General features: G+C 48.3%; 12 protein-coding genes and 1 tRNA gene. 7 read left to right on the top strand and 6 right to left on the bottom strand.

Translation table 11 applies throughout. The annotated features are described in order from the left end of the window. Nucleotides 1-191: 191 nt before the first annotated feature. Nucleotides 192-443, top strand: coding sequence for a hypothetical protein (locus tag DUE52_RS29745; protein ID WP_114409770.1), 252 nt, complete (start codon nt 192-194; stop codon nt 441-443). A gap of 58 nt (nt 444-501) precedes the next feature. Here DUE52_RS29745 and DUE52_RS29740 read toward each other — a convergent pair whose 3' ends face one another. Continuing rightward, complete coding sequence (locus tag DUE52_RS29740; RefSeq protein WP_114409821.1) at nt 502-1,887, bottom strand: MATE family efflux transporter; 1,386 nt, start codon at nt 1,885-1,887, stop codon at nt 502-504. 435 nt (nt 1,888-2,322) lie between these two features. Between DUE52_RS29740 and hflX the strand changes: the two genes are divergently transcribed. From hflX to DUE52_RS29720, 4 genes are all read left to right on the top strand, one after another. Beyond that, on the top strand, nt 2,323-3,591 hold the full coding sequence (gene hflX / locus DUE52_RS29735; RefSeq protein WP_114409768.1) for a GTPase HflX: 1,269 nt from the start codon (nt 2,323-2,325) through the stop codon (nt 3,589-3,591). Nucleotides 3,592-3,667: 76 nt separating this feature from the next. Further along, nucleotides 3,668-3,739, top strand: a tRNA-Arg gene (locus DUE52_RS29730). Nucleotides 3,740-3,825: 86 nt separating this feature from the next. Then, nucleotides 3,826-4,830, top strand: coding sequence for a restriction endonuclease (locus tag DUE52_RS29725; protein WP_114409766.1), 1,005 nt, complete (start codon nt 3,826-3,828; stop codon nt 4,828-4,830). 135 nt (nt 4,831-4,965) lie between these two features. Continuing rightward, a complete protein-coding gene (locus DUE52_RS29720) occupies nt 4,966-5,391 on the top strand; it encodes a hypothetical protein (protein ID WP_133299985.1) in 426 nt (141 codons plus the stop codon). A gap of 144 nt (nt 5,392-5,535) precedes the next feature. Here DUE52_RS29720 and DUE52_RS29715 read toward each other — a convergent pair whose 3' ends face one another. From DUE52_RS29715 to DUE52_RS29705, 3 genes are all read right to left on the bottom strand, one after another. Then, nucleotides 5,536-5,880: a carboxymuconolactone decarboxylase family protein gene (locus tag DUE52_RS29715; protein ID WP_114409763.1), complete on the bottom strand. Its 345-nt coding sequence runs from the start codon at nt 5,878-5,880 to the stop codon at nt 5,536-5,538. Between the two features lie 136 nt (nt 5,881-6,016). Then, a complete protein-coding gene (locus DUE52_RS29710) occupies nt 6,017-7,636 on the bottom strand; it encodes a RagB/SusD family nutrient uptake outer membrane protein (RefSeq protein ID WP_114409761.1) in 1,620 nt (539 codons plus the stop codon). Nucleotides 7,637-7,646: 10 nt separating this feature from the next. Then, entirely contained in the window at nt 7,647-11,174 is a 3,528-nt protein-coding gene (locus tag DUE52_RS29705; RefSeq protein ID WP_222930342.1) for a SusC/RagA family TonB-linked outer membrane protein, read from the bottom strand. Between the two features lie 663 nt (nt 11,175-11,837). Between DUE52_RS29705 and DUE52_RS29700 the strand changes: the two genes are divergently transcribed. Continuing rightward, the gene (locus tag DUE52_RS29700; RefSeq protein ID WP_114409760.1) at nt 11,838-12,428 is read left to right on the top strand and encodes a hypothetical protein; all 591 of its coding nucleotides are present in this window, start codon (nt 11,838-11,840) and stop codon (nt 12,426-12,428) included. A gap of 478 nt (nt 12,429-12,906) precedes the next feature. Here the strand turns inward: DUE52_RS29700 and DUE52_RS32260 are convergent, their stop codons facing one another. Then, nucleotides 12,907-13,089, bottom strand: a complete 183-nt coding sequence (locus DUE52_RS32260; RefSeq protein WP_133299984.1) for a hypothetical protein — start codon at nt 13,087-13,089, stop codon at nt 12,907-12,909. A gap of 225 nt (nt 13,090-13,314) precedes the next feature. Here DUE52_RS32260 and DUE52_RS29685 point away from each other — a divergent pair, with 225 nt between their 5' ends. Continuing rightward, the gene (locus DUE52_RS29685; protein WP_229312357.1) at nt 13,315-14,661 is read left to right on the top strand and encodes a D-arabinono-1,4-lactone oxidase; all 1,347 of its coding nucleotides are present in this window, start codon (nt 13,315-13,317) and stop codon (nt 14,659-14,661) included. Between the two features lie 2 nt (nt 14,662-14,663). On the opposite strand, the gene DUE52_RS29680 is transcribed toward DUE52_RS29685, so the two are convergent. Next, nucleotides 14,664-16,127, bottom strand: a complete 1,464-nt coding sequence (locus DUE52_RS29680; RefSeq protein WP_114409756.1) for a sodium:solute symporter — start codon at nt 16,125-16,127, stop codon at nt 14,664-14,666. Nucleotides 16,128-16,207: the final 80 nt, after the last annotated feature.

Here is a 16,207-nt window from a genome sequence, read left to right as displayed (position 1 = left end):
TACCGAAGGTTCATTGGAAAAGACTGATTTTTCGTAAAATAATACAGCTTTGATTGTAACTACACAGGATTGACTCCTCACCACGCTAAATATTTATGTATCCAGGGACCATTCACTCACTATTTCCGTTTACCGACCGCCGTGGCTTCAAATTTGTCAGGGTTTAGTGATACCATCCTACCCTTACTTTCATGTGGCTTTACATCTCCCTGTTGTCGTCGCACGGCGAGAAGTTCACGGTTAAGCTCTTCTCAACGGAGATCGACCATCAAATGGAACTCGTCAATCAATTGTATACTGCTGGTTTTCAGATAATTTCGGCGTTCCTGATTGATCGGGAAGGAAAACGAACCGATTTGCCGCTGGAAGCGTTCGACGGTGCACCCATAGCCGCGAACCTACAGGAACTGAGACTAACGTATTTGCAGATTTTAAGTACCTAATGTAACCGGGCGAAGGCCGGTCAGCGGTTTGTGCTGAAAAACCGCTGACCGAATTTTGTTACACCTTCACCAATTTCCAGCGTCCCCGCCGGAAAACCAAAACCGCAATCACCGCCAGCAACGATTCACTGAAGGCCACCGACCAGAACACACCTTCCGGTCCCCAGTTAAATGTATTCGCCAGCAGATACGCCAGCGGTATTTCGATCACCCAGAAACAGACCACGTTGATGAGCGTTGGCGTTCGGGTATCCCCGGCTCCGTTCAGTGCCTGGCTGATGACCATGCCGTAGGCGAAAAAAACGTAGCCCAGACAGAAAATCCGCAGGCACTGCACCGCGATCTCCACCACCTTCGGGTCGCGGTTGAACAGGCCGACGATTTCGCTGGCACCCGTGTAGAACAATATACCGACCCCGAGCAGAAACAGCATGTTACAGAAAGCCGCCCGCCAGGCCGAGGTTTCGGCCCGCTCGGGTTGTCCCGCGCCGAGGTTCTGACCAACGAGCGTTGCGGCTGCGTTCGCCATGCCCCACGACGGCATGATCGTAAAAATCATGATCCGAATGGCAATCGTATAGCCCGCAACGACATCGCTGCCGAAGGTCGAGAGGATCCGCGTCAGAAAAACCCAACTCGCCGAACCCACCAGAAACTGCGCCGTTCCGCCGGCAGCGATGCCCAGCAGGTTGCGGATGATGCCGGTATGCGGGCGAAAATCAGTGGCAGCGACTTGAACGATGCGGCCGTTTCGCATCAGACTATATAATTGGTAAACCGCCCCCGCCGAGCGGCCAATCGTGGTGGCAATGGCGGAACCGACCACGCCCATCTCGGGAATTGGCCCCCAGCCAAAGATGAAAATGGGACACAGCGCAATGTTGAGTCCGTTGGCAATCCAGAGCGACCGCATGGCCGTGGAAGCTTCCCCCGCGCCCCGCAAACACCCGCTCAGGGTATACAGCAGAATAATGGCGGGTGAACTCGCGAAAATCATCCGTGTAAAACCGGAGCCGTTGGCAATGAGCTGCTCATTCCCGCCCATCAGCCGCAGAATGTCTTGCGAAAAAACCGCCCCCGGAATTCCGATGACCAGGGCAATTCCAATGGAAACCAGAATCACCTGCGCCACTGACTTGCCGGCTTCGCGCGCATTGCCTTCGCCGACGCGCCGGGACACCAGGGCCGTAGCGGCCGTACTCAAGCCAATGGCGATGGAATAGACAATGGTCAGAACCGACTCGGTCAGGCCGACGGTGGCGACGGCTTCCGTACTGATTTTGGCGACAAAAAAGACGTCTACGACCGCAAAAAGGGACTCCATCACCATCTCCAGGACCATCGGAACCGACAGCATGAAAATGGCCCGGTTGATGCTACCGGAGGTATAGTGATTTTCTGTACCGCGCAAAGCGGCTAGTAACAGGCGAAAAAATTTCGTCATGGCATGAAAATGGGAAACAGGCGACAGAATCGCCGGGTAATACACAGCTTGAATAAGGAAATGTCAGATCGTCGGTCAGTCAGACAGGACGATTGAAGGAGACGTGGAGGGGACCCTTAGCGGGTGAGGGTGTTCATGGGCTTTTCGCTTTGAGACTGCAAATGTACTGAAAGATTTTAGCCAAAAAAGAAAGTTTAAGGAAAACGTATTATTATTTTGAGAATAAAAGCGTAACTTTGTACCGCTTAAAGGTAGTACGCCCATGAACATCTTTGCCGATTTCGGCCCCTTCCGCTTCCGCTAAAAACCGTTTGTGTATTCCACGGTTATATTCTTTATTCTCACGTAATTTAAGGTTATTGGACCCGGGATCGGCGATTCGTGCGTCGAATCGGTGCTGTGATCCGTTCAGTACCTTCCTAACTAGTTTCCTCTATGATTGAAAATCACAAACAGCCCGAAACTGCGGTGCTGGTGGCCCTGGTAACGCAGAAGCAGTCGGCCGAAAAAACCCAGGAATACCTGGACGAACTGGCCTTTCTGGCCCAGACGCTGGGCGTCATTACCGTCAAGTCGTTTATCCAGAAACTCGACCAGCCCGACACCCGAACGTATGTAGGGAAAGGGAAACTGGAAGAGATCCGTACATTCGTGATTGATAACCCGGTCGATATGGTCATTTTTGATGACGATTTGAAGCCCTCGCAGGTTCGAAACCTGGAAGCGGCTTTCACCGACGTCAAAGTGCTGGACCGGAGCTTGTTGATTCTGGACATCTTCGCGATGCGGGCGCAAACCGCCCAGTCGAAATTGCAGGTTGAACTCGCTCAGTATCAATACATGTACCCTCGTCTGACCCGGATGTGGACCCACTTAAGCCGGATGAAAGCCGGGGTGGGAACCCGGGGTCCGGGTGAAAAGGAACTCGAAACCGACCGCCGGATTGTGCAGGATCGGATCGCGTTTCTGAAGGAAAAACTGGAAAAAATTGATAAACAGAGCTACACCCGGCGCAAGGAACGGGACCGGCTGGTGCGGGTTTCGCTGGTGGGCTACACCAACGTGGGCAAGTCAACGCTGATGCGGACGCTCGCCAAAGTGGAGGTGTTTGCCGAAAACAAGCTGTTCGCCACGGTCGACTCCACGGTTCGCAAAGTGGTGCTGGGCAACATCCCGTTTCTGCTGACCGACACCGTCGGTTTCATCCGCAAATTGCCCACGACGCTGGTCGAAGCCTTCAAATCGACGCTCGATGAGGTGCGCGAAGCCGATATTCTGTTGCATGTCGTGGATGTTTCCCATCCGTCGTTCGAAGAACACATTGGGATCGTCAACGATATTCTGACGGAAATCGGGGTTGGCGGCCCGGCGGGTGAAAAACCAACGGTACTGGTTTTCAACAAAATAGACCAGTTTGAGCCGCGCGACGAGTGGATGCACCAGGAGGACGATTTTGACGACGATCTGCCGGTGGCGATTCGGAAGCAAACCGCCCTCGATTATTTAAAAAAGACGTATTTAACGCAAAAAGCGGAGCATGTCGTTTTCATCTCGGCAGAGACCCGCGAGAACATCGAAGAGCTGCGTAACCTGCTGTATGCCATGGTGAAAGAGAAGCATTACGCCATCTACCCCAACTGGCTGGAGGTGCCGCTGGGCAACTGGGCCGAGGAGGCCGATGATACCGGCAATTTTGGTAAATAACAGATTTCTAAGCATTTTTGCGTATAATACTAGTATTCAAACCTGAAAGGTCCGAAAGACCTTCCAGGTTTTTTCTGGTCTCATAGTTCAACGGATAGAATAGAAGTTTCCTAAACTTTAGATCTGGGTTCGATTCCCGGTGGGACCACTTTTGAAGAAGGCAAGTATTTGACTATAAAACAGTTAACTACTTGCCTTCTTTCATGTTGACGACATTGTTGACTAGTTTAGGCTATGGCAAAGAGGGAAAGTAGTGATGGAAAATCTTTAGAGAGACTCGTCAAAGTGCTTCATGAAGCATTAAAAGACGTTCCCAATACTCAGATACTTCATAATAAAAGACTTCCATACAAAGGAAGTAAAAGGAAAGGCCAGGTTGATGTTATCATTAAAACTAAAGCGAATGGGGAAGATTTTGTGATTGCAATTGAGTGTAAAGACTTTGGAAAGCCTGTTTCAGGCGAAAAGGTTGATGCATTCGCTAAAAAATGCGAGCGTCTTGAGGGTATTGATAGGGTAATCGTTGTTTCAGTGAGTGGTTTTCAGCCTGCAGCGGAAGAGTCGGCCAAATATAGTGGGGTGCGACTATACAATATTAAAGAAGTGTCCGCTGAAGCCCTTTTAAATTGGATTGAGCCCGATTCACTACGCCAGATTACTCACGAATTAGTGGAAATAAAAGATTTTGCAATTGTTTTTGGTAGCGATCCTCAAATGGCAGTTAAAAGAGGTGTACTACCGGAAGATTTAAAAACACTAGAATTAGATGGAAAGCCCTATTCGGCACTTGAATTAATTCTACTCATTGAATTTAATAATCTCGACAATTCACGGTTCAAGATGATGGATGAGATATTAAAGCTTGAAGATGCTTATTTAAATACATCGAATTTTGAATTTATTGCAAAGATTACTACAAAGCCCCCAATTTGGCAACCGGTTTATATTACTCATAATGGTACAAAATTTCCGGTTCAAGAAATCATCTATGTGCCAAAGTATTTATTAACTGTCCAAAAGCCTCAATTGATCAAAAGTAGACGATATTTTGATTTTCTCAACAATTCTATAAAGGCGGATTTTTTTGAAGCTAATATGGAAAGTACAAACTTGCTTATGATTCAACCTAATGGGAACGAAGCTCCAACTGGTTATGTATCCGGACCTGACGGTAAGTGGGTTCAATTAAGGGAAGACAAGCGAAACCCTTCTATATTCACTGACAATCCAATTGACTAAGACAATAACCTATTGTCTATTAGATAGTTAAAAATCTATTTCCCCTGATTTTCCCTTGCTTAGCTTCGAGTTTCTTACACTTTTTGCAATTAAATCAAGTGACATAAGTGAAGTATAAGCTATAAATAATTGATAATGAATCCATTTACTCTTATTGCAACTAGGAACGGAGTTAGTATGACTCTTGATGGGGTATGGTTTGTAACTCCAGCTAAAGATGTCGATCAGAAATTTGATCGGATTACGTTTTGGGTCCGGTCATCTGGAGGAGAATTTGAGTTAACATTGGCAAAGATTACGGATTCAGTCTGGAAAGTTGAGACGATGATTCACCATAGCTATTCTTTGCTAAGAATAGGCTTTCCAGAAGCCACTTTAAAATTTGCCCACACGAACTTTAAAAAAACGGTTGAGTCTGGATCAAACAAACCAGAGCACCAGGTATTCCCCCCAGAAAGGGTAGAAGATAGAAACCAACTAGCTACAAGAGTTTGGGACAGAATGGTTGCCACAGGAGATGCAGTTTACGACAATGAACGAAACATTTATACTGTCATATAGCCATTAAGAGTAGTCAACAATATCGTCAACATACAAAAAGGTAAGTAGTTAACTATCTTATAGTCAATTACTTACCTTTTTATTTTGTAATTCCACCGGGAATCGAATCTACTGTAAAAAGTAATCGCAAAAAATCAAAACCCCTCACTCCTTACCCGCACTCGCTTCCTCGAAAAGCCGCATCGCCATCAGCCCGTTTCCAACGGCACCACCGGCTCGGATCGCGGCTGCGATGAAAACGGTTTCGGCAATTTCTTCGCGCGTGGCACCGGCCTCAACGGCATTTTGAATGTGGGATTCAATGCAGTACGCACACTGGGTGGTCAGGGCAACGGCCACCGACATCAGTTCCCGGTACTTGACAGGAATGACGCCATCGCTGCGTTCAGCCGTGTATTTCAGATTCAGGAAGGCGGCAGACTCTTTGGGAGCAGACGAAAGGAGACTGTTCGTATAGGCACGGTCTTTCGGGGTTTGGTATTCAGCCATAGGAGTTTAGGGGAACGGGGCAAAAGCGAAAGTGTAAAGAATTATCAGACGTAAGTCCTATCTTGATTTTGCAAAGCCAAAAAAAAGATAGGTGGCCATTGCGGGCCACCTATCTTGTCTTCACTTCAAAAATTGATTAATTCTGCACCGCCAACGGGTTGTACAAAATTTCATCTTCGGGAATCTGAAGGGTCATATTGGCTACCGGTAAACTGGATTTGGTAACATGGTTAGCAGAGCTGGCTCGGTCTACAGGGATATTCCAGCGCTTGTTGTTGTAGAACTCGCGGCCGCCTTCACCCCATAGTTCGATGCGGGTTTGTAGCTGCACCATTTGTAACGTGGTGAGCCCCTGCATTGCAGGATAAGTAGCCGTCGTTAGCGGTGTCATTCCTGTTTTGGTACGGGCAGCCAACAGCCTGTCAAGCGTTGCTTTGGCAGCCGCTTCTGTGGCTGGCGACATCGCTTCCGCTTCCGCTTTCATCAGCAGTACTTCCGAAGAACGCATGTAATACGCCGTTGAAGCGCCCACATCAATTTTGTTGTTGCTGTTCAATCCGTGGGTAGCTGCGAATTTCAGGTTCGTGTAAGAAGGGATAAAGGCAACCGTGTTGTTTGGCGGATAGGTGTAGTTGCCAATTGGTTCCAGCGAAAAGGCATCTTTACGGAAATCATTGGGTGCTATTTTTTCATACAGTCGGTTATCAATCCGCTTGTAAGCTCTTTCCAGCCCTCCGTTCCCTCTGCCGAAGGGATTCATGTAAGCGAGAAAGTAAGGGTTAGCAGCACCAAGCGGGAAACCCAAAATGACCTCCGGATTTTGCGCATTATTGAGAAAGCCATTGGATTCCGGTCTTATTTCGGGCGCTGCTGCGGTGCCGATGTTCTTACCTCCGTACTGTGCCTGGCTTAGCAGCGTTGGATACTTTGCCAGAATCTCATTGCACGCACTGATCGCAGTAGCCCAGTCCCCAGTCCATATCGATACACGTGCCAGCAGGAAATTGGCCACAGCCAGATCGATATCAGTGATATCAGCCGTATAGCCAATGCCAGCCTCTTTGAACAAGGCAATGGCACGGTTCAGGTCGTTTTTGATAAAGGCATACGTTTCTACAGCCGATGAACGGGGTTTGCTTTCCTGCGTGGGTTGAAACCGGTCATACAACGGAAGGCCAAGTTTACCATTTCCGCCCTGCAGGAAGGCGTTCTGATAATTTTCCATGAGGTAGTTGTATCCATAGGCTCTGGCAAACAACCCTCTGGCTTTACATTCCTTCAGAAAGTTGTTGCTGGCCACGGTTTCATCCGGTAGATAATTGAGCATCTGGTTAGCAGTCGTAATACAAAACCAGCCATACTTCCAGTAAGCAAAATTCTTTGCGTTGGCAGATCCAATGAAATCACCGAGCTGATATTCGATTGAACCGGAGAGTACGTTCAGCCCTTCCTGATCTCCCAGAATGATATCATTTCCTTCAATAGAGCGATTGACATCCAGTCCCTGATTGGAATAATACATGTCCGCAACGCCCGCACCTGTGGCACCCGCGTTGTTGAACAGCAGGGGCATGGCGTTGGCCATTCCACCCATGACGATCCGGATCTTGGCCTCGTCACCCGACGCCAGAAGTTCGGCTATTTGCTTGTCGGTAATGCTGTGTGGTGGCTCCACTTCCAGCTTATCGGCACATCCAGAAAATAGCAGCACACCTGAAACTGCCAAACCCGTTATATATTTAGTTAGAATTCTCATCAGTCGACAATTAAAAGTTTAAATTAATACCCACCGAAAAGGTGCTCATCGGCAGATAAACGGCTGCCCCTACTTCCATTCCACCAACCAGCGACATGCGCGGATCGATACCTGAGTGAGCCGTCAACATGGCCAGGTTGTCGCCGGATGCATACACCCGTATACTTTTTGTTTTCAACTTGTCCAAGATGGGGCCACTAAGCGTATAACCCAGGGCGAGGTTTTTGATATTCAGATAAGAAGCGCTGAATAGAGCCATATCGGTGTACTGCCATGCCCCAAATGTAGACCCGCCCGTATAGAACGTATCCCCATAAAATGCCATCGGGAATTTGGCGTCTCTGTTCTCAGGAGTCCAGGTATTTCCCAATACTTCTTTCGATAATGCGTTCCCGATGTTCCCCGATCTGTACAGGTGGTTGGCATATTCCACACTCAGGAATTTTCCCCCCAACTGGTAGGCCAGGATCGCGGTGAAGTCGAAACTTTTATATTGAAAGCGTGTAGAAAAACCACCAATAAGTTTTGGAATTGCACTACCCATTTCATACCGGTTGGCCAAAGTATAGTTGGTGGTTGCTACGGTCGATCCTATGGTGTTTCCAGTAAAACGCCCTGCATCAAGGTCAGCCTGCGTAACAGTATGTCCAAACTGTGGTAGACCCGTGGTTTGATCTACGCCCATATATTTGTAAAGATACAGATTGTAGTAATCCTTGTTTTCACCACGCAGGTACATGATCTGGCCGGCGTTGTTAGCACCGCCATTTGCAATTCCCCATCCATCGATGGAGCCTGTAAAGTTTCCGCCCAGTGATGGCGAACCGACACTTTTGGGAAATTTAGTCAGAATGGTGCGGTAGTGGGTACCGTTCAATCCGATGCTCCAGTTGACATTTTTGTTTTGAATGAGTTTGATGTCCAGGGCAACTTCCACACCGCGGTTGACAATTTCAGCGCTATTCAGGGTGAGTGAAGCTTGTCCCATTGAAGAGGCAATAGGCTGTGCAAACACGGAGTTTACGGTTTTCTTGTTGTATACATCGATGGTGCCACTCAATCTCCTGTTTAAAAGGGTGAAATCGATACCGGCATCAAAGGTATGCGTGTTTTCCCAGGTTAATTTATCATTTACGGCAGCACCTTGCTGAAGTGTGTACGTTGCAGGAATACCTGCTCCAGCCGTTGAGCTTGTGTAAACCGCACCGTAGCTCCAGGTCTGATAACCCGAATAGTTGCTGATACCGCTCTGGTTACCGATAACCCCATAGCTGGCCCGTAGTTTCAATTCGTTGATGACGGTACTGAATCTCTGCAAGAATTTTTCCTGAGAAATACGCCATCCACCACCAACAGACCAGAATGTTCCCCAGCGATTCTCTTTGAATCGGAATTTAGACGAACCGTCTCTGCGCAGCGAGCCTTCCACAAAATACTTGTCGTCATAGTTGTACACCGCCCGTCCAAAATAGCTATCCATGGCCGTGATGTCTCCACCATAACCCGGATTACCGAACGGTGCGCCCGCGGTATTGTACCGGCTGGTGAAGTTACCTGCGCCGGTAAACCCATTGATCAGAGAATATGCAGAGGCAAAGTTCACCAGATCACTTTTAAATTGGTAGAATTCATGGGCAGCCAGTGCCGTAACGGAGTGGCGACCAAAATCTTGACCCCAGTTAAGCAACTGTTGCGTGTTGAAAACGCCGGTGTTCGTATAATACTTTCCAATCGCACCGATACCCACTACAGCTCCCGTCTCAGGCGTACCGTAACGCGTCCGCACTTCCGTAAAGCGGTCATACGAAATGTTGTTTGTAAAGCTGAAATTCTTGAGGAAATTCACCGTGAAATACCCTTTAAGGTTCAAGTCATGCGATTCCCTGCGATCGTTGTCTTTATCCAACAGGGCGATCAGGTTGGTTGCATAAAGCGGCTGGCTGGTGGTTCCGTTCGGAAAATTGGGCTGTACACCTAGCGGTGAATAGCTGTCGTTGGCGTTATCCGACACCATGTCGGTACCGTCCGGATTTTTACGGATATTTCCCTGAAGGTCTCTGGCAAACAGCGGTACGAGTTGATTCTGCCCATTCACCCACCTGAACGCGTTTTGCTGCACGGTTCCGGGGTTACGTCCGAAACGGGTAGCCGGCGATTGGGTATTCCGCATACTGTAACCCAGATTTGTTCCTACTTTCAGCCAGCTAGTGAGTTGTGCATTCACATTTGTACGGGCGTTGTAACGCTTGAATGCCGACCCTCTGTTATAAGAAGGATCTTCCAGCATGCCCACCGAAACAAAGTAATCCATTTTATCGGAGCCACCGCTTGCCGATATAGTATGCTCCTGACGGAACATTTTTTCGAAAAAGTAATCCTTGTACGATCCGGCTTCCCAAAGTTGTCTTGCATTCGGATTCAACTTGCCCGTAGCAGGGTCAATCAGGTACGCACCCGACATGGTCGCACTGGCATTGGCTCCGCTACCGGTGGTGGTATACACAGCGCCCGGCACGTCATAGGCCATGTAGTTCCCCAATAGGTTCATGGCAAAGTTTGTTTTTGATCCCGTGTAATCGAATAAATGGGAACTGGCAAACAAACCGGCCGCTTCATGAGACATGTTTGGATTGGCCACATTCGTCGTGAATTTACCGTCGGTAGATGATCCGCCGTTTACACCGTAGCGTGCGGAGTTATAGATGGCCAGCCAGGCATGTTCATAAATGTCTTTGGCATCATCAATGAGATCAAACCGCAATCCACCCAGATAATTGAATCCAGCCCGAGTTTCTACCGAAATATTCGGTTTGCCTTTTGTTCCTCTTTTAGTAGTCACAAGCACAACCCCATTTGCTCCACGTGAACCGTAAACGGCAGTGGAAGCGGCATCTTTCAGCACGCTGATGCTTTCAATGTCCTTGGGATTGATGGAAGACAGTGCATTGGGGTATTCAGTGGGCACCCCATCGATCACGATCAGGGCATTGGAGCTGTTCTGGCTGGTAGAGCCCGCTCCGCGTAAACGAATACCCATGTCCAGACCGGGCTGGCCATCAATGGCAGCGACCTGAATCCCGGGTACCACACCTTCAAGGGCTCTGGTAACCGTGGAGTTTGCCTGTACAGAAATGATCTTAGAATCAACCTGTGATACCGAACCAGTAAGCGTGCTTTTCTTTGCGGTACCGTACCCGATAACGACTACTTCGTTAAGCTGATTGTCTGCTACAGCCAAATTAATGTTGATAACTTTCCGGTTGCCCACAACGGTTTCCTGGGTGGTGTATCCGATAAAGGAGAATACCAGGGTGGAATTTGCATTAGGAACATTTGGGATGGTAAAAATTCCATCGGAATTGGTGACAGTGCCGGTCGTTGTCTCTTTAACGATCACACTCACCCCGGGCAATGTGGCCCCTGAGGCATCGGTTACCTTTCCGGAAACCTGCACCTGTGCATAAAGGCCCAGGCTAAAGAGCAGGTTGCACAGAAGGAATAAGGATCCTTTTCTTTTGATGGTAATAATTTTGGGCATAGGTGATTAAGAATAAAGGTGAGTAATAAAATGGTAAAATAATTGGTAGTAAGAAAAATGGTATTCACATGTTGCAAAGCAGGCGAGGAGAAACTTCTCCCTACCTAAAGTATTCAAAGATTGATTATTTTTCTGCCAGATCAAGATAAAACCAGGTTTTCTGAGCAGCTTTTCCGTTGGATGGCCGATAGTCTGGTAGAATTGATCTTGAGTTATCTAAAGCGTAGCTTGAAGAACCAACGGGGCCGCCCGAGCGGTCTTTACTAATTTAGCTCAACTGCGGGTAGCGATTCAGTAACAAATTAAGTTACGGAAGCAAGATAAAATGTTGGTTAAAAGCTTCATCCGAAAGGATAAAGTAGCCTTAATTACAGCTTAATTCTCTCTTCTATCAGGAGGAATTTCCGTTTTTTATGTATTACTAAAGATGTTTATAATTTCGAGTTCCAATTTTCAAATATCAAATCTTGCCCGTCGTCTACAGTTTCATATTTCTTCGTATAACCAGAAAAGTATTTATCAAACTGTTCTTTGATAGCATCGACTTCAGGTTGGGAAGCCCTATCAATAATCATCCCATCATTTAAATTAAAAGGAAGAAAAGCATCACCTTCACTTCCATGAACATTAGAATATGCTTAAGTAAATTTTGATTTATTTTAAATGCAGGTTCCAACTTTTGATCATAAATTAGGGTCTTCAATTCATTCAATTATTAGCCATCTATTTACTAAATTTATTCCCTATGAAATTTCCATTTACCCCGGAAAAATCATTCAAACCTACGAAAATGAAGGCTTAATAGCTCCACATACATCCACGATTGACCTGAACGAATACGGTCTTGTTCCGGAAAACGATGTAACGTATAACCAAGACGGGTATGTAATCGAGCGTCGCTTTAAATACGGTAACAACGATGGCTACACAAAATACACGATTTTGGATGGAAATGTGGTCAAGACGGAAACGAAGGACGATACTGGTGAATACATCACTACGAATGAATTTGATTTGACAAAACTCAGCGTTCCTAATCCGCTTTCATTCAAAGGAAAAAAGGATCGGAACTTATTGCTAAAGTCAACGGTGAACTATACCAAACTAGAGCCTCAAAGTTCAGACTTTAGACCACTCTCGAAAGAATACAGCTACGTATTTGATCAAGCAGGTAAAGTGACCCTGCAACTTACGATCACGACCCTTGCAAACGGAAAAATTCAGCTAGATGGACAGGTTTACAAGTACAAGTGAGCGATAAAATAGTTCATTTTCTTCTGTCCAGATCCTTTTACAAGTTTCGTAAAAGGATCTGGACTTTTTTGTAAGCTTCCCTCTAATTAAGACATTGTAGGATTAAACTCGGAACTTCACCGCTTGGCGGCACTGACTTCTTCAAAAAGCCGCATCGCCATGAGCCCGTTTCCAACCGCACCACCGGCACGAATCGCGGCTGCCATGAACACGGTTTCGAGACTGTGGCCTTTTTTTCACGGTTGCGTTCGGCCGGCGTGTGCAGGTAAACATCGGTATGTGCAGACCAAACAGTAGTTGTTACCGAATCTGGTTTGGCATCCAACTTTACGGATTGTGTATAGGCGTAATCCAGCACTTTAAGTCCAGGTATCAGCAAAATGAGTAACATGAGCATTTTCATACTCATAAGACGAAACATCCCTCAGGAAGTCACACCAACCGGCTGGTTTTCATTCGGGTAGCTCAGTGCATGCGCTCACTCCGCCAGCGGGGCGGTCCGAATCGTGTCCCGAAACCGCTCAATCCGGCCCAGATCAATCTGGTTCAGTCCCCATTTTGCCAGGACGTCGGGTTTGCCTTTCAGCTCGTTCACCAGCCGGGTTAGCGTCGTCTGAATAACCTCTATTTCTTTGGGAGTCGTTTCAATCGTTACTTTCATCGTTTCGTTGATTAGTCGATCAAAAATGGTCAAAAATATTGTCAGTATACGCAGAATACCGCCCGGAATTTTCCATTTTGGCAGATTAATTCCGAACGTTAGTTTACGGTATGGTTCCCACGATCGGCGGGTCAGTATGAAATCCGGCACCTTGCCTTTTGTAGACGTCCCGTTGGAAGATGCGGGCAAAATTGCCCCTGTTCCTAAATCCTAAAACCCGTCACCGTGAAAAAACGAACCTTTCTCAAACTGTCGTCGTCTCTCCTGGCGACACCCTCACTTTCAACCCTGGCAAACTGGATGGCGGATGAAAAACTTAAGAACTGGGCGGGCAATTTGCACTACAGCACCACCCGGCTCGATCAGGCCAAATCGCTGCAACAGGTGCAGAAACTGGTCAAAGGCTACGAAAAAATGAAGGTACTGGGCACGCGCCACTGCTTCAACGGCATTGCTGACAGCACCACCCAATTCGTCTCGTTGGTGGAAATGAGCCAGGTGCTTTCTCTCGATGCAAAAGCCAAAACCGTCACCGTCGATGCCAATATGAAATACGGCGATCTGGCTACCTACCTGGATGCCAAAGGTTTTGCCCTACACAACCTGGCTTCGCTGCCGCATATCTCCATTGCCGGAGCTTGCGCAACGGCCACGCACGGTTCGGGCATAAAGAACGGCAATTTGTCGACGGCGGTGGCGGCCATGGAACTGGTTCTGGCAAATGGCGAGGTTCGAACGTTGTCTCGGGCGAAAGACGGCGAAGCATTTCGGGCGGCCGTAGTCCACCTGGGCGGTTTGGGAGTCGTCACCAAAATCACGCTTGATATTCAGCCGACGTTCCAGATGCGGCAATATGTCTACGAAAATATGCCAATGACGCAGTTAAAAGAGCATTTTGACGCCATCGAAGCGAGTGCCTACAGTGTGAGTCTGTTTACGGACTGGCAAAAAAACCGGGTGAATGAAGTCTGGCTGAAAGAACGCGTCGAAAAAGGAAAACCGGCAGCCGCCAAACCGGAGTTTTACGGAGCCAAACTGGCGACGAAAAACCTCCACCCCATCGCCGAACTGTCTGCCGTCAACTGCACCGCGCAGATGGGCGTGGCCGGTCCCTGGTACGAGCGAATGCCTCACTTCCGAATGGGATTCACCCCCAGTAGCGGCAAGGAACTGCAATCGGAATATTTTGTTCCCGCCCGGAATGCCGTCGAAGCCATTCTGGCAGTCGAGCGGCTGCGTGACCACATCAGCCCGCACCTGATGATTTCGGAAATCCGCACCATCGACGCGGATTCGTTCTGGATGAGTCCGTGTTACAAACAGGCTTCCGTAGCCATTCACTTTACCTGGAAACAGGATTGGGCGTCGGTCAAAAAGGTGTTGCCGATGATCGAAAAAGAACTGGCGCCTTTCAAGGCCCGGCCCCATTGGGGAAAGCTCTTCACCCTCGCTCCTGCCACCCTGCAAGCCCGGTATGAAAAGCTCCCCGAATTTAAAAAACTCATGGCCGACTACGACCCGAAAGGCAAGTTCAGAAACGCGTTTCTGGATATGAATTTATTCGGGAAATAAGGTCAAGCTGCCGCCGGGTCGTTCACGGTCCACTTCCGGGAAACCGCCCAGAGGCCGAGGAAGGTAATTAAGCCGTTGAGAACCAGCCGCTCGAAGCCGAATTTATAGCCATTGAACCACTCGACCGAATGGTTGTTGATGAACAACGTCAACAACGGGGACGCGATACAGATCAGCGGCACCAGGCCATCGCGGACGGGGCGGTTTGTGAATAATCCGAAGGCATACAGACCCAGCAAAGGGCCGTAGGTATAGCCTGCCAGATCGAAAACCGCCGTCACCACATCCTGGCTGTTCAGGCGGTTGAAGATGATGATGACCACAAAAAACAGCACCGAAAAACCGATGTGAACCCAGTGTTTGATGCGCGCCCGCTCGGTTTCCGGACGGCCTTCCACGTTCATGAAGTCGATGCAAAACGATGTGGTCAGGGCGGTCAGGGCGGAGTCGGAACTGGCGTAGGTGGCGGCTGTAATGCCCAGCAGAAACGTAATGCCGACCACCATTCCAAAATGATTGAGGGCCAGCATCGGGTAGAGATCATCGGTTTTGGCCGGAATCGCAATACCTTTGGTCGTGGCGTAAATGTACAGCAATGCGCCCAGCGACAGGAATAGAAACACGACAACAGAGAACGTTCCCGTAAACCAGTACATATTTTTCTGAGCCTCGCCGATGTTCTTGCAGGTCAGGTTTTTCTGCATCAGGTCCTGGTCCAGCCCGGTCATGACAATGGCAATAAAAATACCGGAAATGAACTGTTTGAAGAAGTTTTTCGGATCGTTGGCGTCCCAGAAAAAGATTTGGGAATAATCACTTTTCGTAATCGTCGACACCATCTCGCCAAAGCCCATTCCCAGGTCACTCGAAATCAGGATGATGGTCAGAATAACCGCCGTGACCAGAAACGTGGTCTGGAGCGTGTCCGTGACAATGATGGTTTTCACGCCCCCTTTGAACGTATACAGCCAGATCAACAGAATGGTGATGGCGACTGACACCTCGAACGGAATGCCAAAGCTGTTGAAGATGGCAATCTGCAACACACCGGCGGCAATGTAGAGTCGAATGGCGGATCCGACCGTCCGGGCCAGCAGAAAGAAACCCGCCCCGGTTTTGTACGACCAGAAACCAAACCGCTTTTCCAGGTACCCGTAAATCGAAATCAGGTTCATCCGGTAATACAACGGCATCAACACCGTCGCGATGATGTAGTAACCGACGACGTTCCCCAGGATCACCTGAAAATACGAAAACGCCTTGCTGCCAACCGCCCCCGGCACCGAAATGAAAGTGACCCCCGAGAGGGATGTGCCGATCATGGCGAAAGCGACTAAATACCAGGGCGTCTGACGGTTAGCGGTAAAGAAAGTATTGGTATCGGCTCCTCGGGAAGTATACCAGGAAACCGTGATCAACATGGCAAAATAAGCAATCAGAATCGTTAACGCGATGTTGGGATTCATACCGTGTGGGGCAACTTTTTAAGTAAACAATGGGTTATAATTCTGGAGGTTTTGTTGTTCCACGGATGAATAAAGCGTGG

Source organism: Larkinella punicea, from assembly GCF_003334855.1.
Classification (GTDB): domain Bacteria; phylum Bacteroidota; class Bacteroidia; order Cytophagales; family Spirosomataceae; genus Larkinella; species Larkinella punicea.
The sequence above is the reverse complement of the archived record's forward strand: the minus strand, read 5'-3'. Positions and strand labels throughout refer to the sequence as shown.

Excerpts from the sequence above, each read along its gene's own strand:
- DUE52_RS29745 (WP_114409770.1), top strand. The coding sequence starts at position 192 with ATGTGGCTTTACATCTCCCTGTTGTCGTCGCACGGCGAGAAGTTCACG.
- DUE52_RS29740 (WP_114409821.1), bottom strand. The coding sequence starts at position 1,887 with ATGACGAAATTTTTTCGCCTGTTACTAGCCGCTTTGCGCGGTACAGAA.
- hflX (WP_114409768.1), top strand. The coding sequence starts at position 2,323 with ATGATTGAAAATCACAAACAGCCCGAAACTGCGGTGCTGGTGGCCCTG.
- DUE52_RS29725 (WP_114409766.1), top strand. The coding sequence starts at position 3,826 with ATGGCAAAGAGGGAAAGTAGTGATGGAAAATCTTTAGAGAGACTCGTC.
- DUE52_RS29720 (WP_133299985.1), top strand. The coding sequence starts at position 4,966 with ATGAATCCATTTACTCTTATTGCAACTAGGAACGGAGTTAGTATGACT.
- DUE52_RS29715 (WP_114409763.1), bottom strand. The coding sequence starts at position 5,880 with ATGGCTGAATACCAAACCCCGAAAGACCGTGCCTATACGAACAGTCTC.
- DUE52_RS29710 (WP_114409761.1), bottom strand. The coding sequence starts at position 7,636 with ATGAGAATTCTAACTAAATATATAACGGGTTTGGCAGTTTCAGGTGTG.
- DUE52_RS29705 (WP_222930342.1), bottom strand. The coding sequence starts at position 11,174 with ATGCCCAAAATTATTACCATCAAAAGAAAAGGATCCTTATTCCTTCTG.
- DUE52_RS29700 (WP_114409760.1), top strand. The coding sequence starts at position 11,838 with ATGCAGGTTCCAACTTTTGATCATAAATTAGGGTCTTCAATTCATTCA.
- DUE52_RS32260 (WP_133299984.1), bottom strand. The coding sequence starts at position 13,089 with ATGAAAGTAACGATTGAAACGACTCCCAAAGAAATAGAGGTTATTCAG.
- DUE52_RS29680 (WP_114409756.1), bottom strand. The coding sequence starts at position 16,127 with ATGAATCCCAACATCGCGTTAACGATTCTGATTGCTTATTTTGCCATG.